Source organism: Nocardiopsis oceani (assembly GCF_054777395.1).
The window spans coordinates 1-23,373 of record NZ_BAAHAR010000029.1 but is presented as its reverse complement, the minus strand read 5'-3'; the positions used below and the strand labels follow the sequence as shown (position 1 = coordinate 23,373).

The window sequence follows — 23,373 nt, the reverse complement described above, 5'->3', positions numbered from 1 at the left end:
AAAGCCCAGGTCAAAAGCGTCGGCCGATGATCACCCAGGCCGCTTCGGGCGGTTCTGGGGCTGTGGTCAGAGCTTGCGGTGGAAGCGGGTGTAGGTGTTGAACTCGGTCACCGGGGCGAAGCCCAGGCGGTGGAGTACCGCACTGCTGGGATCGTTGCCATGGATGACTCCGCAGTAGACGTCCGTGGCGGCCAGGGACCGCTTGGCCTCTTGTATGAGCGCCTCGCAGGCCGCCGTCGCGTAGCCCCGGCCAGTCGCTGCCCGGTCCAGCCAGAAGCCGAGCCCGTAGCGCGGCGGGTCCACCGCGACCAGGCTGACCCTGCCGATCAGCAGCCCGTGGACCCGGACCCCGTAGGCCCACTCCTCTCCGGACTCGTGACGGGAGAACGCGGCCCGGATCGCCTCCGGCGAGGCGTCGACCTCCTCCAGGAAGTTCCCGTGCCTGGTGAGGTGCTCCCGGTTGGCGCGCATGAGCTCCCGGTAGGCGTCGACGTCGTCCCCCGTGAAGAGGGCGAGGACGACCCCGGGCAGGGCTGTGGGCACGGTCTGCGGCATGCTGTGGGCTCCGCTCATCCGGTCAGCGCGATGGTGCCCTGGGCCGCCGCCGCGACCTTCTCGGTGCCGTCGTCCTCGACCATCACGAGGTCGCAGCGGCAGACAGCCCGCTTGCGCGTGGACTCGAGGGCCTCCGCGCGGGCGCTGAGCAGCCGACCCTTCCCCGGGCGCAGGTAGTCGATGGAGAACCCGCTCGTGAGTACCGAGGGCCCCAGAACGCTGCCGCCGGCGAAGGTGAGGGCGTTGTCCGCCGCGTAGGAGAGCACCCCGCCGTGCAGGAACCCGTTCTGTTGGAGGAGGTCGTCACGGACGTCGACCTCCAGGACGACCCTGCCGGGCTCGAAGGCGGCGATCCGGGCCCGGACCAGCTTGCTGAAGGGTTGTGCGTCCAGGACGAGGTTGGCGAGCTCCGGGGTGATCTCGTCGGCCACGGCTTCCTCCTACTTGTTGGTACAGCAACTGTAGGGCGCGTTTTGGTTGCTTCTCCAGAGAATTCGTCCAACCCTGGCCAATTGACCCAATTGTGGTGATTTGACGCCTAATGTCCCCCTTGAGTGGAGGGGGACATCATGCGAGTTTCCACATTGGTCCCAGCAGCCACCGTCCTACTCGCCGTCTCCGGATGTGCCTGTGGGCCGGACTTCGCCACCCCCACCGGTGACGGGCAGCAGGAGACGGAGAGCCCGGGGCAGCGGGCCCCGGAGAACGGGCCGGGCACCCACGGGCCACCGGAACCGGCGGAGGAGGGCCCGGCGGAACCCGGCTCACCGGGACCCACCGCCGACGACGAACCCCCTGAGGAGACCGGCCCCACGACCGGACCCGAGGACGGTGGCGGAGCCGCGACCGCGGACGAACCCGTCCGCCTGGCCCTGGGTGCAACCCACACCTTCGAGGACGGCTTCACCGTGACCATGGGCGCGGTGGAACGCCGCACCGAACCGGCTGAGGCCGCCGCGGACGGCTCCGACACCGCGCCCGACGACGCCTCCCCGGACGAGGACGGCGAACCCGCAGACGATCCGGGCTACGAGGAAGGCGAAGCGGACCCCGACACTCCCGAGGACGAGTCCTGGCCCGAGGAGGACGAGTCCTGGCCCGAGGAAGACGACCTCGAGGACCCCGAAGACGCCGAGGACCTCGAAGACCTCGAGGAAGAGGACTCCTGGGCCGAGGAAGACGAGGACGTGCCCGAGACCGAGGACGACCTGCCCGTTGAGGAGCCCGTCGAGGAACCAGCGGAAGAATCCCTCGAGGACGGCGACGACTACTACGCCTGGAGCGTGGACGTCGTCAACGACGGGGACGAGGACGTCTACACCGGAGCGGTCCTCAGCGCCTGCTCCGTCGGCGAACCGCTGACAGTGTCCGGGGCGCCCTACCTGGGCGAGGTGCTCGCACCACCCGCCTACCTCGCTTCGGAACAGAACGCCGCATGGGACGAGGACTGCTGGTCCGACGCGGACGACTCCACCCTCCAGTGGACCCTGGAGTTCCTGAACGAGGAGGGCGAACGTCTCTACCCGGTGCTCGTCTTCGAGGGCCGGGTGGACTGAGCCACCGGGGCCCTCCGGACCGGGACGGGCGGCGGGCGGCCCGCCGGGCTCAGGAGCCGTAGGGGACCGCGTCGACCAGGGTCACCCGGATGGTCCGGCCGTTGGGCACCGTGTAGGAGCGCTCCTCTCCGGCCCGGGCCCCGATGAGTGCACTACCGAGCGGGGACTCAGGCGAATACACGCTCACCCCGTCCGACGCCGCGCGGTCGCGCACCCCGAGAAGGAACGTCTCGGTCTCGGGGTCGTCGCCGTAGCGGACGGTAAGGACCATGCCGGGCTCGGCGACACCGTCGTCTGGCGGTGTCTCCCCGATGACCGCGTCCCGCAGGATCTCCTGGACGCGGGTGACGCGCGCTTCGCGGGCGTCCTTGTCCTCAGGGATGGGGAAGCCGTACTCCTCGGCTCTCGACGGGTCGGCCGTTCCGGTGAGGACCGCCAGTTCGGCGGAGAGGCGTTCGTGGGTTCCCGGGGTCAGCCAGGTGCTGTTGGACATCGTGTGTCTCCTTGTGGATCGTGTCGCCCGGTACGCGGATGCATCCGGTACACGGAGTCGTCCGGTATGAAGGGCGCCCCGCCGGATGTCCGACGGGGCGCTGATGGAACGTGCGGGGAGCGGGTCAGCGCAGGGGGTCGAAAGGACGCAGGGTCTCGGGAAGCGTGCCGGTGGCGACCGCTCTGGCGAGCAGGCGGCCGGTGATCGGACCGTGGGTGAGGCCCCACATGCCGTGCCCTCCCGCCACGTACAAGCGGGGGATCCTGGTGGGACCGATCAGCGGCAGGCCGTCCGAGGTGACCGGGCGGGAACCCACCCACTCGTCGGTACGCGCGGAGAGGTCGACCCCGGTCAGGTACGGCCCGGCCGAGGCGGTGATCGCGTCCATCCGGCTCTCGCTCCTGGGCGCCTCGATGTCGCGGAACTCCATGGTTCCGGCGACCCTCAGGCCCTCGCCGTGCGGGGTGCAGGCCACCCGGGCCTCGGGCAGGTAGAGCGGCCCCGGCACGGGTCGGACGGTGGGCACCGTGAAGCTGTACCCCCGGCCCGCGCGGAGCGGGACGTCCACCCCCCAGGCGCGCCCGTGGCGGCCGAGCCAGGCCCCCGTGGCCACAACGACCGCGTCCGCCGACTCCGTCTCCCCGTGCGCGGAGCGCAGCGTGAAGCGGCCCTGACGGGCCTCGACGCCGGTCACCCGGAACCCCTCGATGACGCTCCCGCCGCGCTCGCGCACCGAGTCCGCGAGGGCGTGTGTGTACAGCCCGGGATTGATGTAGCGCTGGCCGTCGATCCGCACGCCCGCTCGGACCGCGTCCGAGACGAACGGGCTCTGTCCGCGCGCCGCGTCCCGGTCCAGTGCGGAGTAGGAGAGGGGCAGCCCGGACGCGCGGGCCTGGTCCAGCTCCATGAGCAGGTGCGCGGCCTTCTTCTCCTTCGAGAACAGGGCGGTGATCGGGCCCTCCTCGACCTTGGCCGACACACCGGTCTCGGACAGCTCTTGGAAGGTGTCCAGGCTGGCGGAGCTGAGCGGGACGTTGCCGCGCAGGGCCCGCTCCCAGGTGGACTGCCTGCTGTTCAGGGCGAAGGAGGCCAGGAAGCGCAGGAGGCCGGTGTCCGTGGTCGGCGGGACGGACAGCGGGGCGTTCGGGTCGAGAAGCGCCTGCAGTCCGTGTTGGAGGACCCCCGGCTCGTTGAGCGGAATGGCCAACCCCGGCGCGATCCAGCCCGCGTTGCCCCAGGACGAGCCCGAGGCCACCGTGTCGCGTTCGACCACGGTGACCCCGACCCCGTACTTCTGAAGGAACCAGGCGGTCGAGAGGCCGACGATCCCGGCCCCGACGACGATGACGGTACGCGGTGATCCCGCGCCCTTCGCGGACATGGCGTGTTCTCCTGTGCGTACTGGGTGACAGGTGCGGTGCCGCACCCGACCAGAGTCTCTCCCGGAAGCCGCGCCCGACCTTTGTCCTAGCCGAACAATCTCGGCGTACCCTCGTGTGACAGACCGACAACGGACCGACAGCCGCCGGAGGCGTTCCGTGGTACTGCTCGACCGCCTGGTCACCATCCTCGGTACGTACGGCGCCCGGCTGTGGGGACCGCGCCCCACCGGTGACACGGCCCTGCACGGGGTGGCCTTGCACGATCCGGCCGTCCCCGGCCCTGAGGAGGCCGACGTCTTCCTCGCTGTGGGCGTCACCGATCCGCTGCACGCGGTCGAGCTCGCCGAGCGCTCCAGAGCCCTGGCCGTCGTGGTGCGCACGGAGCTGGACGACGAGGGCGGTCGGCACCGCGAAGCGGTCGCGCGCGCCGCGGAGAGCGGCATCGCCCTGCTCGGCGTCGATCCCGCGGTGTCCTGGGGGCAGGTCGCCGGGGTGGTGTACGGCCTGGTGCTGGAGGGCGGTGAGACCGAGGCGGGGCGCGGCCCGGCGGACCTCCCCGCGCTCGCGGACGCGGTCGCCGCACGGGTCGGCGGCCCGGTGACCATCGAGGACCCGCGCCTGCGCGTACTGGCCTACTCGGACCGCCAGACCGACGCGGACCAGGCCCGGTGGGACACCATCCTGGGCCGCCGGGTCCCCGACGCGGTCCAGCGCCACCTGGAACACACCGGGGTCACCGCACACCTGGCCTCGTCCGCCGAACCGGTGTACCTGCCGCCGGAACCCGACCTCGGCCTGGGCGGACGCACCGCGGTAGCGGTACGCGTCGGCCGTGAGTTCCTGGGCTCCCTGTGGGCCGTGTGCGACGGGCCCTTGGACGCCGAGCACTCGGCGCAGCTGACCGAAGGGGCCCGCACGGTGGCCCTGCACCTGCTGCGCACCCGGGTCAGCGCGGACCTGGAACGCCAGGTCGAGTCCGACCTGGTGAGCCGACTGCTTGAGGGTGCGATGGACCCGACCGAGACCGCCGGGCGACTGGGGCTCGCCCCGGTACCGCACCGGGTGGTGGCCCTACAGGCGCACACCCCGGACGAACGCCACTCCGCCACCCTGATGACCTTCGAACGCGCCACCACCGGTTTCGGCTGGTCGCGCCCGGGGCGGAGCACGGTGTTCGGCAGTACCGTCTACACGATCCTGCCGTGCGGCGCCGATACGTCCCCCGCCCGCAACTGGGTGCGCGAAACCACGCGGGCGCTCCCCGGACACGTGGTCGTCAACGCGGGGATCGGCGGCCCCGCGGAACTGGCCAGGCTCACGGCCAGCCGACGGGAGGCGGACGAGAGCCTCACCCTGCACGCCTCCCGCCCGGAGGGCCCCGCTGTGGCCTACGACGAGTCCTGGGGCGACGTCCTGATCCACCGCCTCCGCATGGCCTCCGCTTCCGGCCGCCGACCGGCCGACGGACCCGTGGCCGATCTCACACGCCACGACGCCGAGCAGGGCACCCGGTACGCGGAAACGCTGCGTGCCTGGCTCCAGGCGCAGGGCGACCCGAACGGGGCAGCGGAACTCCTGGGGGTGCACCCCAACACGGTCCGCCACCGGATGCGGAGGATGGCCGCCGTGACGCCGCTGGCCCTGGACCAGCCCCGGATGCGCCTGGCCCTCGCCATCGCCCTGGAGACACAAGAACAGGAAGATCAGGGATTCTAGGGAGTTGGGGGTGAGGGAGTTGGGGGTAAGGGGTCGTCTTGCCGCTCAACCGTTCTTGACGACGATGGTCTCCACCGTGTTGGCGACGTGTTCGAAGGCGTCGGCCGCGGTCTCCAGCTCCTCGATGACGTCTTTGAGCTTGAGTACGGTCAGCGCGTCGTACTCCCCGCTGAACAGCTTGGCGAGGAGCTTGCGGTAGATGCGGTCGGCCTGGTTCTCCAGCTGGTTGATCTCGATCCAGTAGCGGGTGAGGTCCTTCATGGTCCGCAGGCGCGGCATGGCCTCCGCGGTGAGTTCGGCGGCCCGCTCGAGGACCTCGATCTGGTCGATGATGCCTTTGGGCAGGCGCTCCAGCCCGTAGAGGCCGATGAGGTCGACGGCGGCCTCCATCGAGTCCATCACGTCGTCCAGGTTGGAGGCGAGACGGTAGATGTCCTCGCGGTGCAACGGCGGGGCCGTGCTCTTGTTGAGCCGGCGCATGATCGCGTGGGTGGCGTCGTCTCCGGCGTGCTCGCAGGCACGCATCTTCTCGGTGATGGCCTCGCGGTCGGCACCGTCGCTCATCAGTTCCACCAGCAGGCGGGCCCCGATGACCAGGTTGTTCGCCGAGTCGGTGAACATCTCGTAGTAACTGTCATCACGCGGGCGCAAGCGCAGGCGCACGTCGTTCTCCCGGTGGTGCGGTGGTCTTCCTTGGTGGATGCTAAGGGCGCTGACAGGCTGCTTCAGCGCGACAGTCCAGGGCGGTACACGCTCCGGCCGAGTGTTGGGGAAGGCGGTCCGGGCGCGGTCACCCCTCGTTCATCTGTCTGTCCTGGTGCCTGGAACGCCGTTGGAGACGGGTTCCATCACGATCCTCCCGATCTCGGGCGACACCGGGACGGTTCGGGACGCTACCGTCTCCCGCCCTCGCTGGCCAGCGGGTCACTGAGACCGGAATCACTTCAAGTGTCAGAGGTCGGCCGTCGACGTCTCCGGCGATCCCCCGGTGTCCACCTTCGGGCCATTGCCCCGCAATGACAAGTACCCCTGTCATTCGCCCTCTCGCCCGGTTCCGTCCACCCCGCACCGGGGCAGGCCGGACACCCCTGTGGACCAGGCACGAGCCCGGAACGATCTGCCGGACACGTCTTAGGATCTGCGCATGCCTTCAGCCCTGACCCCGAGCGCCGTGCGGCGGCTCCGCACCGCGCTCGACGACCAGCTCTCCGTCCTCGGCGAACCCGCCTTCGAGGGTTCCGACGAGGAGGCCGTGGCCGCGTCCGTCCGGGCGGTCCTTCGGGCCGAGGAGCCACTGCGCCCCGCGTTGAAAGCCGCCGTCCGGTGCAGCCTGGCAGTACTGGCCGACCGCGCCCCCGGACGCAGCCTGGAGGTGCGGGTGCCGCCGTACGGCGCGGTCCAGGTGATCGAGGGACCCAGCCATACGCGCGGCACACCGCCGGGGGTGGTCGAGGCTGATCCGCTCACGTGGCTGCGGTTGGCAGACGGCCGGACCGGCTGGGCGAACGCGGTCGCCGAGCACAGCGTGCGGGCCAGCGGGGTACGCTCCGACCTGTCGTCCCACCTCCCGTTGTGGCGGGAATGACCGGCGCCCCGACCCCGAGTGGCGAGCCGCCCTCAGCCAGCGGCTAAGCTGTGCCTGTGTCGTACTCCGACGGCCGGCTCTCCATGGACCTCGATCCGCTCGAACGCGGCCCGCAGGACGCCTGCGGTGTTTTCGGGGTCTGGGCACCCGGCGAAGAAGTCAGCAAGCTCACCTACTTCGGCCTCTACGCGATCCAGCACCGCGGCCAGGAATCCGCGGGCATCGCCACAAGTGACGGCGAACGCATCGTCGTATACAAGGACATGGGACTCGTCTCCCAGGTCTTCGACGAGGCGACCCTGGACTCGCTGAGAGGCCACCTCGCGATCGGCCACTGCCGCTACTCCACCACCGGTTCCCCGGTGTGGGAGAACGCCCAGCCGACGTTCTACACGGCGCGCGAGGGGGGTCTGGCGCTCGGCCACAACGGCAACCTGATCAACACCCCGGAACTGGCCGCGATGCTGCCCGACCAGCGCCGCGGCGCCACGACGGACACCGAGGTCCTCACCAACCTCCTCGCGGCCAGGGCCAAGGACGGCCAGAGCCTCGAGGACGCGGCCATGGAGCTGCTCCCCAAGGTGCAGGGCGCGTTCTCCCTGGTCTTCATGGACGAGGACACCCTCTACGCGGCGCGCGACCCGCAGGGCATCCGCCCGTTCGTCCTCGGCCGCCTCGGTGAGACCTCCGGCGCCGGCGGCTGGGTCGTCGCCAGCGAGACCGCGGCCCTGGACATCGTGGGTGCCGAGGTCGTCCGCGAGATCGAGCCGGGTGAGCTCCTCGTGATCGACGGCGAAGGGGTCCGTTCCCGCAGCTTCGCCCCGACCAAGCGCAAGGGCTGCCTGTTCGAGTACGTCTACCTGGCCCGCCCGGACACCAGCATCGCCGGTCGCAGCGTCAACTCCACCCGGGTAGAGGTCGGCCGGCGGCTGGCCAAGGAGCACCCGGTCGACGCCGACCTGGTGATCCCGGTCCCCGAGTCCGGCACCCCGGCCGCGGTGGGTTACGCGGAGGCCAGCGGGATCCCGTTCGCCCAGGGCCTGGTGAAGAACTCCTACGTCGGGCGCACCTTCATCCAACCCAGCCAGACCCTGCGCCAGTTGGGTATCCGGCTCAAGCTCAACCCCCTGCGCGAGGTCATCGAGGGCCGTCGGCTCGTGGTCGTGGACGACTCGATCGTGCGCGGCAACACCCAGCGGGCCCTGGTCCGGATGCTCCGCGACGCGGGCGCCGCGGAGGTGCACGTCCGGATCTCCAGCCCGCCGGTGCTGTGGCCCTGCTATTACGGCATCGACTTCGCCACCCGGGCCGAGCTCATCGCCGCGAACCTGACGGAGCGCGAGATCGCCGAGTCGGTCAACGCGGACTCGTTGGCCTACGTCGACCTGGACGAGCTCATCGCCGCGTCCGAGCAGCCCAAGGACCAGCTGTGCCGGGCCTGCTTCGACGGGGTCTACCCGTTGGAGGTCGACGCCGACTCCCAGGGCAAGTACCTGCTGGAGAAGGCCTGCGGCACCCCGGAAGGCTCCACTCTCGCCACCAGCCCCAAGTAACACGCGCGCGGGCCCATCCGGTCCGCCGCGCCCGGAACCGAGTCCGGATCCTCCGGCGTGCCCTGGAACAGGGCCGGGGAGCATTCACACCACCGAAAACGAGGAGAACTCGCGTGGCAGCCGACAGCACAGGGGCGACGGGCGCGTACGCGGCCGCGGGTGTCGACATCGCCGCCGGTGAGCGCGCCGTCGACCTGATGAAGCGTCACGTCGCGCGCACCCGCCGACCGGAGCAGGTCACCGACGCCAGCGGGTTCGCGGGCCTGTTCCGCCTGGACACGGCCAAGTACAAGGACCCGGTCCTGGCCACCTCCACGGACGGTGTGGGCACCAAGGTCATGCTCGCCCAGCAGATGGACAAGCACGACACCATCGGTGTCGACCTGGTTGCGATGGTCGTCGACGACCTCGTGGTCAGCGGTGCCGAGCCCCTCTTCATGACCGACTACATCGCGACCGGTGCCGTGGTACCCGAGCGCATCGCCGACATCGTCGGCGGGATCGCGGAGGGCTGCCACCAGGCCGGGTGCGCCCTCATCGGGGGCGAGACCGCTGAGCACCCGGGGGCCATGGAGCCCGACGAGTACGACCTGGCGGGCGCCGGCACCGGTGTGGTCGAGGGCGACGCGATCCTCGGCCCGGACCGGGTACGCGAGGGCGATGCCGTGATCGCGATGGCCTCGTCCGGGCCGCACTCCAACGGCTACTCCCTGGTCCGCCACATCGTGGACGGAGCCGACCTGGACCTGTACGCGGAGGCCCCGGAGCTGGGCGGGGTACTGGGTGAGGTGCTGCTGACCCCGACCCGGGTCTACGCGAAGGACTGCGTGGCGCTCACCGAAGCGGTGGAGGTGCACGCCTACTCGCACGTCACCGGTGGCGGCCTGGCCGCGAACCTGTCCCGGTCACTGCCGGAGGGCCTCGACGCGGAGCTGGACCGCTCCACCTGGGCGCCGACCCCGGTTTTCGGCTACTTGTCGGAGAAGGGCGGCATCACCCGGGACGACATGGAGGCCACGTTCAACATGGGCGTGGGCATGGTCGCGATCGTGGCGGCAGCCGACGCGGACCGCGCACTGGGCGTACTCGCCGACCGCGGGGTTCCGTCCTGGCGCCTGGGCGAGGTCCGGAGCGGTTCCGGGCAGGCCGTGCTGACCGGCGAGTACCGGACCGCGTGAACAGGGACGCGAAAATAGCCGGTGCGAACCACCTGGGTGGTTCGCACCGGCTATATCCACCTGTCCGCGACGGCTTCCGGTCGGAAAACCGTGTCCGCTACAGGTCAGCGGTTGTTGTCCGAGCGACCCGAAAGTCTCGGCCTCATCCGACGACTACTTGTCGGACTCCGAATACTTCTCGGCTAGATCCGCGTAACGGTCGACCAGGTCGTCCTGAGGATCAGCGTAAGGATCATCCGGTCCAGACGGCCCGGAGTGTGACCCCTCGTCCTCAGCGACACCCAGCTCCGACCGCAGCCGATCAAGGTCGGTCCCACCGGTGCTGTACTTGAGCTTCCGGGCGACCTTCTGCTGCTTGGCCTTGGCTCGGCCGCGCCCCATTGGCTCGACCCCCTCAACGATTGGGTTCCGACGAACCCCAGATCACTTACTAACCCGCACTACCGGGCTGACGGCCGCCAAACGCGACTGACGGCGTGCGCCAGCTTACGTACACATCCAACCGTACCTGGTCGGACCCCGCCGTGCCTACGCCACCCGGGTGTGACGGATGTGGCGTACGCACGAGATCCCCTCCTACCAGGCACTTCTCACGGTGAGTGCCTGAGGCAACGATCTGTGCCACGATTCGATCGTGCTGCCCTACACCGCCTATCTCCGCGTCTACCAGCCCATCGCGGCCTTCTCTCCCCGCGACCGCAGGTACTGGGAAGGATACGCGGAGTCCACGGACCGACCGAAGCGGGTCAACGCCCTGGCCTCCGAGCACGCCGCGAGCCTGAGCAGACTCATCACCACGCCGCCGGTCGTCGCGCCCTCCGAGGAGAGCCGCGACGCCTACCTCCGCCGCGTGAACGAGCGCCTGTACGTGTGCCCGTGGCAGACCCGGCTTCGCTCCTGGCGCGCCTTCGACGAGTTCGCGGACTCCATGCCGACACCGCTGGTCGAGGCCTTCGTCCCCGCTCCGGAGGCCGAGCGGGCCGAGGCCGGCTACCGGCAGTGGCGCGACTCAGGGGCGGAACTGTATCCGGGGATCCTGTCGAGCAACTGGACGGTCCCGGCTCCCTGGTTCATCCCGTTCGAACACCAGGAGCGGTGCCTCGTGCTGTCGGCAGGCTCCACCAGGACCCTGCTGTACCTGACCAAGACCGCGCAGGCCCATCGGCGCCTCGAGCACACGGTAGCGGTGCTGAGCGAGCACATCGGGCAGCACGCGGTCTCCACGTCCACCGAGCAGCTCATGGACTGGCTCTCGCTGACCGCCCACCCCGACTCCCTCCTCGAACTCGACTACGGAGGCCTGCCGCACCTGCTCAGCGACGAGCACCTGAGCGAGGACCGCTCCGTCGCCGAGGTGACCGAGGCCGTCGAGGCACTCGAGAAGGGCGACCGGGCCCGGGTCACGGAGCTCCGCAGGAGGCTCGCACGGCGCTGGAAGTCGGTGCGCGCCCTGGAGCACGCCAACTGACGGTCATGGAATCACCAGATTTTCATGGACACTCGCCGATCAACTGTCGTTATCGAGGCGGCTGAGAGGCCCCGCGCCACGCCGCGAGCCAACCTGGTACACCAGGTTTCTCGCCCGCGGCTTGCTCACTTTCCGCACGTTACGGCGGCGCGGAGGCGGACACCCCCAGGGCACGACATCAAGCATCGTGAAACTGGGCATAACGCCCGATAGGGATCGACGTAGACTGTAGCCATCCGGTCACTGAGTGCACCCTGAGTAATCGAGAAACCCTTGCCACGCCGAGGATGCGCGTGGCCCGACCCGCCAACCGAAGCGGGCCCGCGCCCTTGGCGCCTCCCCGCCTGACTCTTCTCCTTCAAGCAACTGACCAGGGCTTCCATCCCCCTCTCCCGAGCTCGACCCCCGGGTTTCGGTCAGCCCTGCCCTAGCACTTCGGGCACTCCGGATCGAGAAAAACGAGGCCCGAGAACGAAGTTTTGACCGAATACGCCACATGCCACTAAACGTGTCGCTAGAATCACTTAGCGTGACGCGGCCACGGGCGGCTTTTGTTGGCCTCCCACGTGCAAAGTTGCTTGGAGTGGTCGTGCAATCACCTCGGGTGATGCCAATATGGACCTAGCGAAAATATTGGACATCCGGGCCAAGTGCCAGGAATAAGGCTCAAGGATCGGCACACAGATCCAGGAGGAGAGGCCGTACACATGTCAACTCGCACGCCCGAGGCGGAGCCCCTGTTGACCCCCGCCGAGGTTGCCACCATGTTCCGCGTGGACCCCAAGACCGTGACACGCTGGGCCAAGGCGGGCAAGCTGACCTCGATCCGCACCTTGGGCGGCCACCGCCGCTACCGCGAGACTGAGGTCCGCGCTCTGCTGGCCGGAATCCCCAGCCAGCGTACGGAGTGAGATCCCCGGTCTGTGCCGATTCCGGGGGGAACGGCCGGACGGACTCCGGCTACTGACGAAGGTCCAGGGCGGGTCACCCAGGCGGGGTGGCCCGCCCAACCGTGAGCGGCCCAGCGCAGACAGCCCCGCCTCCGCCACACGGCCGCGGTCAGTCCTCGATCTGGTCGTCCATGGCGGTGGTGCGCTTACGGGCGAGGAAGGAAGCGGCCGCGCCGCCACCCACCGCCACGACCGCGGCGGTGACCAGTGCGACGATCGAGCTGCCGGTCGTGGCCAGTCGGCTGCTGGGGGCGGCGGTCTCCTCCAGTTCCTCCCCGCCCCGGTCGCCGTCGTCGGACTTGGTCGCCGACACGTGGGTGGATCCGACCGCCCACGAGTCGGCGAAGTCCACCGCGAAACCGCTGTCGCGGTCCGGCTCGCCCACCTGCACCCAGACCGTGAGCGAGGAACGGATGCCCTCACCGACCCAGTCCTCGTCCTCGTCCTCGAAGCCCGCCTCGTTCACCAGGAAGCGCACACTGACGGGCACCTCGTCCAGGACGTCGCCGCTGTCCTCGTCGTAGACCTCCAGCGTGTCCTCGACCGTGTGGTCACCGTCGAAGTGCGGAACCGGATCGCCGAAGGCGGTCAGCTCGCCGTGTTCGAAGGTCGCCTCGGTCCGCCCGTCGTAGTCGGCGACGGCGCTGCTCCGCAGGCCGCTGAGGGTGAACTCGAGTGCGTTGCCGTCAGCGGAGACGTTGTCGGACCCGCCCTCACCGAGGATCACGGTGTCCTCGTCCTCATCCTCGTCCTCAGCCGGGCTCGAGGCGCTGGGGGAAGCCGAAGGGCTCGCGCGAGGTGTGTCCGGGTCGGTCTCCTCCGCCCGCTGGGGCTCTCGGTCCCCGGAACCGCCCCCCCGGTCACCGCCCTCCACACCGGGCTCCGACTCGTCCTGGCCGTCGCGTCCCTCCTCGGACGGCCCCGACGGCGGTGCCGACGGCGGTGCCGACGGCGGTGCCGACGGCGGTGCCGATGGCGACTCCGAGGGCTGCGTACCCTCAGCGCCCTCCCCGTCCGGGTCGACCATGCCGAGGTCGATGAGGTCGTCGACGCTGAGCCGGACCGACGCCCGCTCGACCACCGACTCCGCCTTCGACCCCTCGTCGTCGACCAGCGTGCTGCTCTCCCCCGTGACCTCCGCGTACTCGGCCAGGGGGCCGAAGAGCTCTGCCGCCTCCGCACCGTCCTCGGTGTCCCCGCCGAAGCTGATGGCGGTGGAGTAGCCCGTGACAAGATCCCCGTCGGTGACCCAGGCCTGGGCGTTCGCCCAGACGAGCTGGCCGGCCGAAGCGGGGGCGGCGGACGCGATGCCGAGCGCGCCGAGCGCCACGGCAAGGGTCCCACCGGCGAGGAGGCGGCGGGCGGACGATTTGGCGGGAGTCACCACAACACTCCTGTTGTATCTGGGGGATGCCCGGCTGAGCCGGTCCCGCACGGCGCTGACGCGACGGTCGGGATGTGCGGGCCGACCTGGCGGGCCGGGCGCGGTGTTCTGGGGCGGAGGGTCGTGACACCCGTCCGGTCGGGGGGGGACTGGTCTGTGTGGAGATCCGTGCACGGAGCGTTCCACACGGCGAGCCTAGTCCCTGGATCACGAAACGGAAACCGTTCGGCCGACGCTGGACCCATTCCCCGGAGGATCAGGTACTCGACCCGGATGACCGCCGTGAACTGGGGGAACGACAAAGGCCCCGGGGAGCGGCCTTGAATCCGCCCTCCCCGGGGCCCGGTCACACGAGCCTCAGCCGCTCACCGCGACCAAGACTGCCGACTCAGTTGAACCCGCCGACTAGTTCTCCTCGGTCTCGTCGAACTCGTCAGAGGCGTTGTTCTTCTTACGACGCGCCAGGTAAGCGGCAGCGCCACCACCTGCGGCGATCACGGCACCAGCGGCGACCAGAGCGGCGATCGGGCTACCGGTGACGGCCAGGTCGTCATCCGTGCCCTTGTCGTCGCCGTCGTCCTTACCGTGGTCCTTGCCGTCCTTGTCGTCGCCGTTGTCCTTGTCGTCGCCGTTGTCGCCGTTGTCGTCCTCGTCCGGGACGAGGTCGGCGGTACCGGCGATGGCGTCGGCGAAGTGGAAGTCGAGCAGGATGTCACCCGCGTCGAACGAGGCGTAGAGGCTGTTGTAAGCGCCGTCCCAGGTGATGTCCTCTTCGTAGAAGTCGTCGAACTCCGCCGCGCCGTCCTCTGCGTAGGTCTCGATGTCGATGGGCAGCTCGGTGTGGTGCTCGATGACCTCACCCGGCTCGAACGAGGCCGAGTACTCGCCGTCCCAGCCCTTGGTGACGGAGACCGAGGCGTTGGTGAACTCGACGTCCAGGAAGTAGTGCTCGTCGGTGGTACCGGCCTCGTCCTGCGTACCGGGCTCGTTCGGGGCACGGGCCTCGTCCGCTTCGGGACCTTCTTCGTCAGCCTCTTCGTCGGTCTCCCCGTCGCCTTCTTCCTCGGCGTCCTCGTCGTCCTCTTCGTCGTCCTCCTCCTCTTCGTCGTCCTCTTCTTCAGCCTCCTCGTCGAGGTCGTCGTCAGCCTCGTCCTCCGTGCTGGAGTCTTCCGCGGCAAGCGCCTCGGCGTCACCCTGGCTGCTGAGCAGATCGGTGTCCTCGGCCTCGATGAGGTCGAGGATGTCGTCCAGCGTGAGCTGGGCGTGGGCACTGTTCACAGCAACGGAGGAGTGCACGCCGTCGGCGTCCACCCGGGTGCTGGCGTCGGCGTCCACCGACAGGAAGGACTCCGGCTCGAAGACGACGTTCTCGCTGGCAGAGTCCTCGGTGCCCTGCTGCGTGGCCTCGAGAACGATCTCGTGGCCGGTGACGTTGGCGACAGCGGAACCGTACAGAACGGTGTCGGCGTTCGCGGGCAGGGCCGCGGCCATGGACAGGGCACCGAAGGCGACGAAGGTCATCCCGCCCTGCATGATACGGCGGGCGGTGAGACTACGAGTTTTGCGCAAAACAATCCTCATTCGGAATGTATCCAGCCCGATCGGGTCGGACTGGCCTGGCCACGCGATCCACCGCCGGAAAACCCAGCGGGAAGGTCTTGGAGCACGGTGCACGAACCAGGTTCGGTTAGGGGGAGGGTGGGGGCATTCAGAAGCCCGTCACCTGGGGAGACCGTGGAGTTCGGGGCTTGGTGCCAATGAGGGACAGGGGGCCGCCAAGCCGTTGTGTGACTCCCGATTTCCAAGAGGGACACTACCTTCCAGTAATGATCAAATCACCAGTTATTAATAACAAGCAGGTCACGATGCCTCATTAATCGCCCTCGGTAATCATTCGCGATAATCCGCGTGATTCTTTTATCCCGAAGTAAACCCAGCACCTATCCCGCGCGTCACGCGCGGTCGCGAAGAACGGATCCTTCATCAGCTGCACAAACTCACTTTCACATGGCAAACGCCACCACCGCCGTCCGGATGCGGCCTCCGGTAATGCGCTGTTCATTCGGCCCTATCTACTACAAGGGCCCCGGGGAGCGGCGGCTCCCCGGGGCCCGGTCACACGACCCTCAGCGCTTCACGGCGGACGAAACCGCCGAGACGACCGATACGGCCAGACGGCCGACTAGTTCTCCTCGGTCTCGTCGAACTCGTCGGAGGCGTTGTTCTTCTTGCGGCGCGCCAGGTAAGCGGCGGCGCCACCACCGGCGGCGATCACGGCACCAGCGGCGACCAGAGCGGCGATCGGGCTACCGGTGACGGCCAGGTCGTCATCCGTGCCCTTGTCGTCACCCCCGTCCGTACCGTGGTCCTTGCCGTCCTTGTCGTCCTTGTCGTCCTCGTCCTTGCCGTCGTCCTTGCCGTCCTCGTCCTTGCCGTTGTCCTTGTCGTCCTTGTCGTCGCCGTTGTCCTTGTCGTCCTCGTCCTTGTCGTCCTCATCCTTGTCGTCATCGTCGTCCTCGATGACGAGGTCCGAGGTGCCGACAGCCGCTTCGGCAAGGCTGAACTGGAGCCAGAACTCGTCCTCCACGGTGATGGTCGCGAAGAGGCCGTTGTAGGCCACGTCCCACGTGATGTCGTCCTCGAAGCGGTCGTCGACGCCTTCCTCTTCGCCGTCGACCGCTTCGGCCACGGCCTGGACCTGGCCCTCCGGGTGGTGCACGACGACATCCGGCGCGTCGTTCTCGACGAAGTAGTCCTCGTTCCAGTCCTTCATGACACCGACCGTGCCGTCGGTGAACTCGACGTCCAGGACGATCTCGTCGTCGTCCGCGTCGAGCGTGTCGAAGAACTCTTCGTCGAGCGCCTCGACGTCGCCTTCACTGCTCTGCAGGTCGTCGTCCGACTCCTCGATGACGTCCTCGATGTCCTGCATCGTGAGCTGGAAGTGGGCGCTGTTCACCGTGATGGAGGAGTGGGTGCCTTCGTCGTTCACCCAGTTGCTGGCCTCGGCGTCGACCGTGAGGTAGGTCTCCGGCTGCTCGTTGAAGCTCTCGCTGATCTCGTTGGGGGTGCCCTGCGGCGTGCCGTTGAGGGTGAGCTCGTACCCGGCAACATTGGCGGTGGCGGAGCCGTGCAGCACGGTGTCGGCGTTCGCGGGCAGGGCCGCTGCCATGGTCAGAGCGCCGAAAGCGACGAAGGTCATCCCGCCCTGCATGACACGGCGCGCGGTGAGACTACGAGTGTTACGCAAAACAATCCTCATTCGGAACGTCCCAGACCGAGGGGATCGGACTGGGCCTGGCCACGCGATCCACCGCCTGACACGCAGGCGGGGAGAACTCGGGGCACGGAGCACGAACCAGGTTCGGATAGGGGGAGGTCGGGGCGTTCAGAAGCCCACCACCTGTGGAAACCAGGGAGCTCCGGGCGTGGTGCCGAAGAGGGACAGGGGGCTACCGAGCCGTTGTGTGGCTCCCGATTTCCGAGAGGGACACTACCGGCCCACAAAGATCAAATCACCCACTCCAGATCACAAGCAGATCACGATACCCTTTTGATCGCCCTCGGTGACCATCCATTGTGCTTTGTGTGATTCTCTTTTGTGGACGTAAACCCCCCTCGACCTGCCGCGTCGTGCGCAGCCGAACAGAACCGCACCTTTTATCAGTCGTGCAGATGTCCTTTGTGCAGAACGCGTTGACCAACCCTGTCCGGATGTGGACTTCGACAATGCGCCCTTCAACCGGATTCATCTGGTAGATGGGGTGGTGTCCACCGGCTAGGTTGTGGTCATGCCCGTCTCCGAACCATCGGGGCGCCGGAGCCGCGCCAGCCGCGCCCTGTCCCTGCTCTGTCTCGCCGTCCTCTGGACCGCGGCCTGCGCGGCCCCGGCCGACGGCGCGCCCGAAACCGACCCGACAGCCGCTCCACCACTGCCCGGCCCCGAGGACCAGGACGACGGGAACGGGAATGGGGACGGGGAAGACTCCGACGGCGAGAACGGCGACACCCCGTCCGAGGACGAACCGGACCCGCCTGGCGACGGCCCTCTCGGCGACCGGGTTGTGGTCATCGATCCGGGTCACAACGGCGGCAACGCCGACGCCACCGACGAGATCAACGCCCAGGTCCCGGACGGCGTCGGTGAGAAGGCCTGCGACACCGTCGGCACCGAGACCGCGACCGGCTACGCCGAACACGAGTTCAACTGGGACCTGTCAGTGCTCGTCCAGGAACGGCTGGAGGCCGACGGGGCCACGGTGATCCTCACCCGGGAGGACAACGAAAGTGTCGGCCCCTGCATCGACGAGCGCGCCGAGATCGGCAACGAGAACGAGGCCGACGCAGCCCTGTCCATCCACGCCGATGGCGGGCCAGAGTCGGGACGGGGTTTCCACGTCATCACCCCCGGGGAGATTGACGGCCTCACCGAGGAGATAGTGGAGCCCTCCGCCCTGCTGGCCGAGGACATCCGTCGCGAATACCTCGAGGGGAGCGACATCCCCTACGCCGACTACCTCGCCGACGAGGGACTGGATGAACGCACGGACCTGGGCGGGCTGAACCTGTCCACGGTGCCGAAGGTGTTCCTGGAGGCTGGCAACATGCGCAGCACCGAAGACGCCGAACTCCTGGAGGACCCCGAGTGGCGGGAGGGCGCCGCCGACTCCGTCGCCCGCGGAGTAGCGGCCTACCTCCTGCGCGAATAAGGCCCCCTTCGCGAATAGGGCCTCAGGCGCGGGTAGGGCGCGTCCACACCCGGCCAAAACTACCGGCCGGTATGGCGTAGACCACCGCCCACCGGCATAATGCCATCATGCCCCCGGTCACACCGCCCGCGTCCGAATCACACGCGGGCCCGTGATATTGCCCCTTCGAACCTCGTGAACTGCACAATGGGGACCATGCCTCTGACACCGGCGGACATCCGCAACCAGAAGTTCCACACGGTGCGTCTGCGCCCGGGCTACAACGAGGAGGACGTCGACGAGCTCCTCGACCGGATCGAGGCCACCCTTGTGGCGTTGGAGGGCGGGCCGCGGAAAGGCCCGCTGATCACCGCGGACGAGATCCGCAACTCCCGCTTCCGCACCACCCGGATGAGCCCCGGGTACCGCGAGGACGAGGTGGACGACTTCCTCGACCGCGTCGTCGCCGACCTCGCCGGCCGCGGCCTCGGCCAGCCCGCGGCGCCACCCCCGCTGCCGCCGCACCCGGGACAGGTCGGCGCACAGCAGGCCCAGCAGCATCCAGCCCAGCCGCACCCAGCCCAGCCGCATCCGGGCCAGCGAACGCCCAGCCAGCCAGGCCCCGGGCAGCCGCAGCCGGTCCATCCCCACCCGGCGCAGGGATACCCGGGCCAGGACAGGCAGGACCTGCCGCCGACCGGAGCGCCCGCACCAGGACCGCGGATGGGCCCCAAGGACGTCCGGGACCAGCGCTTCGCCACCACACGGCTGACCACCGGTTACAACGAGCAAGAGGTCGACGAGTTCCTGGACCGCGCCGAATACACGCTGCACGTCCTCCTCCAGGGCCGTCCGGAACGGGCGACCCTGACCTCCGACGACGTGGAGCGGGCCCAGTTCGCCACCACCCGTGCACGCCCGGGGTACGACCCTGCCCAGGTCGACCGCTTCCTGGACGTCCTCGCCGACGAGCTGCGCCTCCACGAGCGCTCCTAGGCACGCCCGTGCCTGCTGTTCGGCCGGGCAAAGCGCCGGACACGCCCTGTCTCGGGACACGCCGTCTCCGCCAACCCCACGCAAAGGAAAGCGGAAAGTAATATTTAGACACAGGGAGTAATCGTCCCTTGTCGCCGGCGGCCCGAGGGGAGCACCATGCCACACGCGACGCCGCCCGGGGGCCACGCCCCCGCATGCTCGGTCTACGGGGTCCCCGGCTGTTCCCCCGCACCGGGGCCGGGCGGCACGTACTCGGCCTCACTGCACGGCCATTCGCGCGAGCTCTGTTCCGTGGACTCAGACGAGGAGGTCGTCGCCGCAGCCGCGCACCCCTGGGAGAAGCCGCTGGTCGCGCTGTGCGTGATGGTCTCGCTGGTGTTCGCCGCGGCACTGGTGCGGCTGGTGTGGTCGGTGTCGGGGTCCGCCCTGTGGACCGTGGTGTCTCTCCTGGTCACCCCCCTGGTCTGCTGGGCCGCGCGCGGACTGCGCTACGCCCGGGAACGCGCGGAGTCGGTGCGGATCTCACCCACCCAGTTCCCTGAGGCCTATCGGATGGTGGTGTCGCTGTCCGCGGACACGGGGCTGGCGCGGAACCCGGAGGCGTACGTGCGGTTGGGCCCGGTTTCTGCGCGGGCCGATGCCGCCGCACACGGCCTTCGCACCTACTTGGCCCTACCCGAGACACTGTTCGACGAGGGTGGTCGGCCACGCGACCCGAACGCCCTCGCCTTCCTCATCACGCACCAGATCGGCCACATCGCCGCGGGCCACACGGGGTACTGGCGCAGGGTGGCCACCCTGGGCGCCGAACTGGTCCCCGGGCTGGGCGCGGCCCTGTCCCGCGCCAACGAGTACACGGCCGACAACCACGCCCACGCGCACCTGCCCGAGGGCACCCACGCCGTGTCCCTGTTCGCCGGGGGGCCGCACTTGTACACGCGGGTGAACATCGGTGAGATGGCGGCCCGGGCACGGACGGACCGGGGGTGTTCGCTGCTGCTCTACCACCTGCTCTCCCGGCGCCCCAGCAACACGCGGAGGATGGCCGCGCTGCGCGACCGCGACCGCCGCGGCCGGGTCTTCCTCTGACCCGACACGCCCACGCCAGACTTGACGGTATCGAACACCAGTTCGATATGCTGTTCGTGTGAGTCTCCTGAACGAACAGATCGACGTCCGTTCCACCAACGGTGGAAACCCCGCCCAGTTCACCTGGCGCGGCCGCACCTTCCGGGTGCGCAGGATCATCGGCGACTGGCCCGCGCGCCCGGGGGCACCGGGTGTTCCGGCCACGGGGATCCATCTCCTGCGTGTCTCCGCCGAGTCCGAGTCGGGCGAACCGAGCATCATCGACATCACCCGGGACACCACCTCCGACCGCTGGACCATGCGAAGGCAGTGGCACTAGGGGTGCCCAACGCCCCGCTCTGCGCGGCGGCCTCCCGAACTACGTCCGGGTCCGGGGTGGTGCTGGAGTTCGGCCCAAGTGCTGGAGTTCGGCCCAGGTGCCGGGGTTTGCTGTGAGGTGCGGGTTTCCCCGTTTCCTGCCGCCCGATGGTGGCCGTCTCCGCTACGCGCCTCAAGGTCGTCGCCGTCGAAGCGCTGGCGCGCTATCGAAGGGCGCTCCACCTTGACCCGCTTCGCTACGACGGCGGGTTGGCGGCTATCAGGAAACGGGGGACGTGTGGTCGGGGAGGCGATGGGCCCGGAGGGCCAACGGCACAAGCACGGCCTGGCGGCCGTCAGCCGCCACTCCACCGGAGCGTTGACGCCTGGCGGTGTCGCGGCCGGTCATGGTGGGCGGCGAACCCCTCGGCCTGGGGGCCGATGCCTGCCACTCCGCCGGCGCTGTGACGGCTGGGGGTGTCGCGGCCGGTCATGGTGGGCGGCGAACCCCGGATGGGGTCGAGGGCCGGGGTGAGCCCGGGTGGGCATGGGTGCGTGCGGGTAGGGGCCCGGCGGTGACGGGGTGTTTGGTGGGGTGTGGTGGTTGGGGGTGGTCGGTTACGGGTTCGGGGGTGGGGCTGGGTCCCCGTCCCCACCCGGGTCCCCGCCCCGGTTCTGGCCTCGGTTTCGGGTGCGGCCCGACCACATCCGGCGGTCCTGGCGTACCGACCACCGGTGCTTGATCTGGTTGTGGGTCGCGCAGAGCGGCTGGATGTTGGCGGCGCTGGTGGTGCCGCCCTGCCAGAACTCCACGATGTGGTCGGCCTGGGTCCAGGGCAGGGGTACGTCGCAGCCGTACTGCCAGGCGCAGCTGGTGTGGCCGTGGAAGGCGGCCGCCCGGATCTTGGGCGGCGCCAGTCGGCAGGAGCGGCCCACGTCCAGGACCTGGCCGTTCTTCTGCTCGATGACCAGGCGGCGGATCCAGCTCTCACCGAGGAGTTCACGCACCACCGAGATGGGCACGACCTGCCCGGTCTCGGTGGTGGCCGGACCAGCGTCCTCGGCTTCCTCGTCCCCGGCCAGGGACGTGGCGGGCACGGTGATGTTGATCAACGCCGTGGCCGTGGTGGGGGTGTCGCACCCCTGGTGGGACTGGGCGAAGCCCAACGCGGCCATGAGGGCGTCGTAGGTGCGCTCGTACTTGGACAGCCCGTCTTCGGGGTGGAAGGGCACCTGGTAGTTGTCCAACGCCACCTGCAGGCGCAGCGCATCGGCGGGTGAGCCCCACACCTGGAACAGGAAAGTTTTGTCGAAGGTGGTGACCAGCTGGGCACCCCGGGCGGCGTGGGCGGCCTCGTGGTCCTTTTCCACCTTGTTCGGGTTGAGCCCCATGCACAGCTGGTGGGCAAAGCGGGTGATCTGGCCCACCGACATGTTCGGCCGGGTCTCCTTGAACCCCAGGATCCCGAACTCCATTTTCGCCCGGAACAGCTCCGGGTCAGGGTGGTCGCCCTTCTCCCTTTTCTCCACCCCCGCATCGGCGCCCTTGATGACGGCGGCGGCCTCGCCCACCGACAGCATTCCTTGCGCCAGTGCTTCCCGTGTGGGGGTCATTTCCTGGCGGAATTCGGCCCGCCCGATCAGGGCCAGGTCATTAGCTTGCGCGGCGGGAATGCCGAAGGCGTGGCGCAGCCACGCCTCCAGGCTCTTCTGCCCGCCCTGCTCCAACAGCTGCCCGGTGGCCTCGAGCTGGGCCAGCCGGGCGGCCATACTGACTTTGATCTGGTCGAGCTGTTCCCACACCCGGGTGGCCTGGTCCAACACCTCACCCGCCGCCCCCAGCGGCACGTCGCGGCCGAAGAAGCCGGCGCTCTCTTCCCGGGCAGCGTCCACCGCGACATCCACCGGGGTGTTCCCGGTGGGGGTGGGTGCTTCAGGAGAGATCGTCATTCTCCCATTATAAACAAAGCACCCGACAATGGGAAGTGTTATCGGAGATAATTCGGGACTACCTGCGCTCGGCAGGCCGGCCGACGCCCCTTTTGGTCGCCATTTTTCCGTCGCCCAGAATGGCCTTTATCCACCCACTCGCCTTGGTGTTTGTCCGCACCTGGAATTCCAGGTCGCTGATAGGGGGTGATCTTGCCCCTGTCTCCACTCTCGACGGCCGAGGGTGGAGACAGGGGCAAGATCATCGGGGAAAGGGCCGCCCGAGAGGGGTTCGCAGCAGAGCATGACCGGCCGTGACACCGCCAGGCGTCAACGCTCCGGTGGAGTGGCCATTGACGGCCGCCAGGCCGTGCTTGTGCCGTTGGGGCCCTCCGGCCCCGAAGGGGCCATCGCCTCCCCGACCACACGTCCCCGCCGAGTAGCCGGGGGGAATCTCACCCCCCGGCCCTCACAGATCCGTACGTGACAGTCTCCCGTCATACGGCTCTTATCACCCTGATCACCAGGAACGCGGAGCGTGCACCGTCCACTCC

At 69.0% G+C, this 23,373-nt stretch carries 21 protein-coding genes; 11 read left to right on the top strand and 10 right to left on the bottom strand.

Translation table 11 applies throughout. The annotated features are described in order from the left end of the window. Positions 1 to 66: 66 nt before the first annotated feature. Together ACYVDG_RS18250 and ACYVDG_RS18245 are read right to left on the bottom strand one after the other, a co-directional pair. Positions 67 to 555 carry a GNAT family N-acetyltransferase gene (locus ACYVDG_RS18250; RefSeq protein WP_460754013.1) on the bottom strand — a complete coding sequence of 163 codons (489 nt, stop codon included), beginning with the start codon at positions 553 to 555 and terminating at the stop codon, positions 67 to 69. Between the two features lie 14 nt (positions 556 to 569). After that, a complete protein-coding gene (locus ACYVDG_RS18245; protein ID WP_460754009.1) occupies positions 570 to 986 on the bottom strand; it encodes a PaaI family thioesterase in 417 nt (138 codons plus the stop codon). 138 nt (positions 987 to 1,124) lie between these two features. Here ACYVDG_RS18245 and ACYVDG_RS18240 point away from each other — a divergent pair, with 138 nt between their 5' ends. Further along, positions 1,125 to 2,111 (top strand): hypothetical protein, encoded by a 987-nt coding sequence (locus tag ACYVDG_RS18240; RefSeq protein ID WP_460754005.1) that lies wholly within the window; start codon positions 1,125 to 1,127, stop codon positions 2,109 to 2,111. 49 nt (positions 2,112 to 2,160) lie between these two features. On the opposite strand, the gene ACYVDG_RS18235 is transcribed toward ACYVDG_RS18240, so the two are convergent. Continuing rightward, the gene (locus ACYVDG_RS18235; RefSeq protein ID WP_460754001.1) at positions 2,161 to 2,604 is read right to left on the bottom strand and encodes a GreA/GreB family elongation factor; all 444 of its coding nucleotides are present in this window, start codon (positions 2,602 to 2,604) and stop codon (positions 2,161 to 2,163) included. A 124-nt stretch (positions 2,605 to 2,728) separates the two neighbouring features. Continuing rightward, entirely contained in the window at positions 2,729 to 3,985 is a 1,257-nt protein-coding gene (locus ACYVDG_RS18230; RefSeq protein ID WP_460753996.1) for an NAD(P)/FAD-dependent oxidoreductase, read from the bottom strand. Between the two features lie 157 nt (positions 3,986 to 4,142). Between ACYVDG_RS18230 and ACYVDG_RS18225 the strand changes: the two genes are divergently transcribed. Continuing rightward, positions 4,143 to 5,702 carry a PucR family transcriptional regulator gene (locus ACYVDG_RS18225; RefSeq protein ID WP_460753993.1) on the top strand — a complete coding sequence of 520 codons (1,560 nt, stop codon included), beginning with the start codon at positions 4,143 to 4,145 and terminating at the stop codon, positions 5,700 to 5,702. A 45-nt stretch (positions 5,703 to 5,747) separates the two neighbouring features. On the opposite strand, the gene ACYVDG_RS18220 is transcribed toward ACYVDG_RS18225, so the two are convergent. Beyond that, positions 5,748 to 6,365, bottom strand: coding sequence for a DUF47 domain-containing protein (locus tag ACYVDG_RS18220; protein ID WP_460753989.1), 618 nt, complete (start codon positions 6,363 to 6,365; stop codon positions 5,748 to 5,750). Between the two features lie 481 nt (positions 6,366 to 6,846). On the opposite strand from ACYVDG_RS18220, the gene ACYVDG_RS18215 reads away from it, so the two are divergent. The 3 genes from ACYVDG_RS18215 (at position 6,847) to purM (ending at position 10,018) form a co-directional block, all read left to right on the top strand. Next, entirely contained in the window at positions 6,847 to 7,287 is a 441-nt protein-coding gene (locus ACYVDG_RS18215) for a sterol carrier family protein (RefSeq protein WP_460753984.1), read from the top strand. Between the two features lie 56 nt (positions 7,288 to 7,343). Continuing rightward, positions 7,344 to 8,840, top strand: coding sequence for an amidophosphoribosyltransferase (gene purF, locus ACYVDG_RS18210; protein WP_460753980.1), 1,497 nt, complete (start codon positions 7,344 to 7,346; stop codon positions 8,838 to 8,840). 113 nt (positions 8,841 to 8,953) lie between these two features. Further along, on the top strand, positions 8,954 to 10,018 hold the full coding sequence (gene purM / locus ACYVDG_RS18205) for a phosphoribosylformylglycinamidine cyclo-ligase (RefSeq protein WP_460753975.1): 1,065 nt from the start codon (positions 8,954 to 8,956) through the stop codon (positions 10,016 to 10,018). A 153-nt stretch (positions 10,019 to 10,171) separates the two neighbouring features. Here the strand turns inward: purM and ACYVDG_RS18200 are convergent, their stop codons facing one another. After that, on the bottom strand, positions 10,172 to 10,399 hold the full coding sequence (locus ACYVDG_RS18200) for a DUF3073 domain-containing protein (protein ID WP_460753972.1): 228 nt from the start codon (positions 10,397 to 10,399) through the stop codon (positions 10,172 to 10,174). Between the two features lie 253 nt (positions 10,400 to 10,652). Between ACYVDG_RS18200 and ACYVDG_RS18195 the strand changes: the two genes are divergently transcribed. Together ACYVDG_RS18195 and bldC are read left to right on the top strand one after the other, a co-directional pair. After that, the gene (locus ACYVDG_RS18195; protein ID WP_460753968.1) at positions 10,653 to 11,486 is read left to right on the top strand and encodes a hypothetical protein; all 834 of its coding nucleotides are present in this window, start codon (positions 10,653 to 10,655) and stop codon (positions 11,484 to 11,486) included. Between the two features lie 707 nt (positions 11,487 to 12,193). Beyond that, the gene (gene bldC / locus ACYVDG_RS18190) at positions 12,194 to 12,397 is read left to right on the top strand and encodes a developmental transcriptional regulator BldC (RefSeq protein WP_013155387.1); all 204 of its coding nucleotides are present in this window, start codon (positions 12,194 to 12,196) and stop codon (positions 12,395 to 12,397) included. Between the two features lie 148 nt (positions 12,398 to 12,545). On the opposite strand, the gene ACYVDG_RS18185 is transcribed toward bldC, so the two are convergent. The 3 genes from ACYVDG_RS18185 to ACYVDG_RS18175 all read right to left on the bottom strand — a co-directional run bounded on the left by ACYVDG_RS18185 (position 12,546) and on the right by ACYVDG_RS18175 (position 17,070). Beyond that, the gene (locus tag ACYVDG_RS18185) at positions 12,546 to 13,820 is read right to left on the bottom strand and encodes a hypothetical protein (protein WP_460753965.1); all 1,275 of its coding nucleotides are present in this window, start codon (positions 13,818 to 13,820) and stop codon (positions 12,546 to 12,548) included. Positions 13,821 to 14,225: 405 nt separating this feature from the next. Further along, the gene (locus tag ACYVDG_RS18180; RefSeq protein ID WP_460753962.1) at positions 14,226 to 15,341 is read right to left on the bottom strand and encodes a hypothetical protein; all 1,116 of its coding nucleotides are present in this window, start codon (positions 15,339 to 15,341) and stop codon (positions 14,226 to 14,228) included. A gap of 661 nt (positions 15,342 to 16,002) precedes the next feature. Next, complete coding sequence (locus ACYVDG_RS18175) at positions 16,003 to 17,070, bottom strand: hypothetical protein (protein ID WP_460753958.1); 1,068 nt, start codon at positions 17,068 to 17,070, stop codon at positions 16,003 to 16,005. A gap of 541 nt (positions 17,071 to 17,611) precedes the next feature. Here ACYVDG_RS18175 and ACYVDG_RS18170 point away from each other — a divergent pair. The 4 genes from ACYVDG_RS18170 (at position 17,612) to ACYVDG_RS18155 (ending at position 20,912) form a co-directional block, all read left to right on the top strand. Continuing rightward, entirely contained in the window at positions 17,612 to 18,529 is a 918-nt protein-coding gene (locus tag ACYVDG_RS18170; protein ID WP_460753953.1) for an N-acetylmuramoyl-L-alanine amidase, read from the top strand. 186 nt (positions 18,530 to 18,715) lie between these two features. Beyond that, positions 18,716 to 19,504, top strand: coding sequence for a DivIVA domain-containing protein (locus tag ACYVDG_RS18165; RefSeq protein WP_460753948.1), 789 nt, complete (start codon positions 18,716 to 18,718; stop codon positions 19,502 to 19,504). A gap of 156 nt (positions 19,505 to 19,660) precedes the next feature. Continuing rightward, entirely contained in the window at positions 19,661 to 20,593 is a 933-nt protein-coding gene (locus tag ACYVDG_RS18160) for a M48 family metallopeptidase (protein WP_460753945.1), read from the top strand. 58 nt (positions 20,594 to 20,651) lie between these two features. Continuing rightward, positions 20,652 to 20,912, top strand: coding sequence for a DUF6504 family protein (locus ACYVDG_RS18155; protein ID WP_460753942.1), 261 nt, complete (start codon positions 20,652 to 20,654; stop codon positions 20,910 to 20,912). 596 nt (positions 20,913 to 21,508) lie between these two features. Here ACYVDG_RS18155 and ACYVDG_RS18150 read toward each other — a convergent pair. Beyond that, a complete protein-coding gene (locus ACYVDG_RS18150) occupies positions 21,509 to 22,840 on the bottom strand; it encodes an HNH endonuclease signature motif containing protein (protein ID WP_460753935.1) in 1,332 nt (443 codons plus the stop codon). Positions 22,841 to 23,373: the final 533 nt, after the last annotated feature.

Coding starts and splice junctions, on each gene's coding strand:
- ACYVDG_RS18200 (WP_460753972.1), bottom strand. CDS start 10,399: ATGGGGCGCGGCCGAGCCAAGGCCAAGCAGCAGAAGGTCGCCCGGAAG.
- bldC (WP_013155387.1), top strand. CDS start 12,194: ATGTCAACTCGCACGCCCGAGGCGGAGCCCCTGTTGACCCCCGCCGAG.
- ACYVDG_RS18215 (WP_460753984.1), top strand. CDS start 6,847: ATGCCTTCAGCCCTGACCCCGAGCGCCGTGCGGCGGCTCCGCACCGCG.
- ACYVDG_RS18235 (WP_460754001.1), bottom strand. CDS start 2,604: ATGTCCAACAGCACCTGGCTGACCCCGGGAACCCACGAACGCCTCTCC.
- ACYVDG_RS18170 (WP_460753953.1), top strand. CDS start 17,612: ATGCCCGTCTCCGAACCATCGGGGCGCCGGAGCCGCGCCAGCCGCGCC.
- ACYVDG_RS18160 (WP_460753945.1), top strand. CDS start 19,661: ATGCCACACGCGACGCCGCCCGGGGGCCACGCCCCCGCATGCTCGGTC.
- ACYVDG_RS18165 (WP_460753948.1), top strand. CDS start 18,716: ATGGGGACCATGCCTCTGACACCGGCGGACATCCGCAACCAGAAGTTC.
- ACYVDG_RS18240 (WP_460754005.1), top strand. CDS start 1,125: ATGCGAGTTTCCACATTGGTCCCAGCAGCCACCGTCCTACTCGCCGTC.
- ACYVDG_RS18250 (WP_460754013.1), bottom strand. CDS start 555: ATGCCGCAGACCGTGCCCACAGCCCTGCCCGGGGTCGTCCTCGCCCTC.
- ACYVDG_RS18150 (WP_460753935.1), bottom strand. CDS start 22,840: ATGACGATCTCTCCTGAAGCACCCACCCCCACCGGGAACACCCCGGTG.
- ACYVDG_RS18230 (WP_460753996.1), bottom strand. CDS start 3,985: ATGTCCGCGAAGGGCGCGGGATCACCGCGTACCGTCATCGTCGTCGGG.
- ACYVDG_RS18180 (WP_460753962.1), bottom strand. CDS start 15,341: ATGACCTTCGTCGCCTTCGGTGCCCTGTCCATGGCCGCGGCCCTGCCC.